Origin of the sequence: Mycobacterium sp. 2YAF39, from assembly GCF_052114565.1 — a bacterium.
Classification (GTDB): domain Bacteria; phylum Actinomycetota; class Actinomycetes; order Mycobacteriales; family Mycobacteriaceae; genus Mycobacterium.
In genome coordinates this window covers 1-2,305 of the sequence record NZ_JBFREZ010000025.1, presented here as the reverse complement: position 1 = coordinate 2,305, position 2,305 = coordinate 1, and the positions used below count along the sequence as shown (strand labels likewise).

Here is a 2,305-nt window from a genome sequence, read left to right as displayed (position 1 = left end):
CCCCTGCGGTGTAGTGCGGTGCGGGTAGTGCCCGGGTGTCGAGCTTGCCGTTGACCGTCAACGGCAACGCGTCGAGCACCACCACCGCAGCGGGCACCATATAGCTCGGGAGCCGATCACCGAGCCGGACGCGCACCGCGGCCGGATCCGCGGTGCCGGTGACATAACCCACCAGACGCTTGTCCCCCGGGCGGTCTTCGCGGGCGATCACCACCGCCTGCTCCACACCCTCCACATCACCAAGAGCCGACTGGATCTCGCCCAGTTCGATGCGATACCCACGAATCTTGACCTGCTCATCGGCCCGGCCGACAAAATCGAGCTGACCATCCGGGCGCCAACGCACAAGGTCCCCCGTGCGATACATCCTTCTTGGCGCGGTCCCCGGTTCCGCGAACGGGCACGCCACAAACCGCGATCCCGTCAACCCCGCACGACCCACATACCCCGCTCCCACCCCGGCGCCGGCGACATACAACTCTCCCACCACGCCCGCTGGCACCGGCTGCAACCACTGATCGAGTACGAACAACGCCGCGGTCGATACCGGAGAGCCGATCGGCGGAGTCCCTGAACCCGGTGCGAACGGCGCACTCATCGACGCATACACCGTGGCCTCGGTAGGGCCGTAGGCGTTGATCATCAACCGACCCGGCGCCCACCGATCCACCACTTCGCCCGGACAGGCCTCACCACCAAGCAGCAACGCCACCGACTCCAACCCCTCCGGGCGCAGTGCGGCCACCGCACTGGGTGTCTGAGTCAACACATTGACCTTTTCGCCGACCAGCAGCGCGTGAAACTCCTGCGGCGAGGCGACCACCTCGTCGGCCACCACCACCAGCCGGAAACCGTGCAACAGCGCACCAAAGATTTCCCACACCGAGAAGTCGAATGCCAACGAATGAGACTGCACCCAAACCTGCTCCGCAGGTAAACCTTTCGGTGACGATTCCACTAGATGGGCCACGTTGTCATGGGTGATCGCCACCCCCTTGGGGACACCCGTGGTCCCCGAGGTGTAGATGATGTACGCGACGTTGGCCGGGTCCGGCACCGGCAGGGCGCCGACAGGTCGGGCGCCGAGAGCCGGGTCGTCGACATCGATCACCAACAGGTCTCGCCCGTCCACGCGTGACCGCAGGCCCGCGGTCGTGATCGCAGCGATCGGCGCGGCATCGGTCAACATGAACTCGATCCGCAGGTCAGGCAGCGCAGGATCGATCGGCAGGTACGCCGCGCCGGTCTTGAGCACTCCCAGAATCGCGACGATCGCCTCGGCCGAGCGCGGCAACAACAGCCCCACACAATCACCCGGACCGATGCCGCAATCAGTCAGCAGGTGCGCCAACCGGTTCGATGCCTCATCCAACTCGAAATAGGTCATCGACACATCACCACACGTCAACGCAACCGCGTCCGGATCAGCCTCGACCTGCGCGGCGAACAACGCCGGAATCGACACCGACGTGTTCGGTCGCTGGGTCAGCACCGCACGGTTTCCGACCGCATCCAGCCGGACACTCTCGGCCTCGGTGATCACATCCACCGTCGACACCGGACGGGTCGCGTCAGCGGTCAGCTCCGCCAACACCCGTTCCAGCCGGAGGATCAGCGTCTCGATACTGGCCGCGTCGAACACGTCCGTCCGGAACTCCACGACACCGGAAATGCCCGCGGGCTCACCACGTTCCGTGAAGCGATCGGCCAACGACAACGACAAGTCCAGTCGAGCAGTCCGCGTTTCCAAGGGCAGGGCCGCGATCTCCAGATCGCCCACGTTCAGCCCGGCGACCGGATCACTGTTTCGCCCGGCGAAGTTCTGCCAGGCCAACATCACTTGGACGATCGGATGGTGGGCCAGCGACCGGGTCGGGTTGAGGCGTTCCACCAGCACCTCGAACGGCACGTCCTGATGCTCATAGGCTGCCAACGCACGCTGCCGAACCTGGCCCAGCAGATCACCAACCGTGGGATCACCGGCCAGATCAACCCGCAACACCAACGTGTTGACGAACAACCCCACCAACTCATCGAGCGCAGGATCACGGCGCCCAGCGATCGGGAACCCCACCGCCACATCACTACTACCGCTCAGYYTGCCCAGCAGTATCGCCAGCGCGGCCTGCACCACCATGAAACTGGTCGCATTGTGCTCACGGGCCAACCGAGCCACGCCCGCCTGCACCTCCGCGGACCAATCGATCACCACCGTGGCACCACGATGATCAGCCACCGACGGATAGGGCCGATCAGTGGGCAACTGCAATCGCTCGGGCAGACCGTCCAGCGCCTGCCGCCAATA

General features: G+C 65.2%; 1 protein-coding gene. It reads right to left on the bottom strand.

Annotated elements, in window-relative coordinates:
- Nucleotides 1–2,305: non-ribosomal peptide synthetase (locus tag AB4Z42_RS28290; RefSeq protein WP_442012561.1), on the bottom strand; the 2,305-nt coding region annotated here is incomplete at both ends.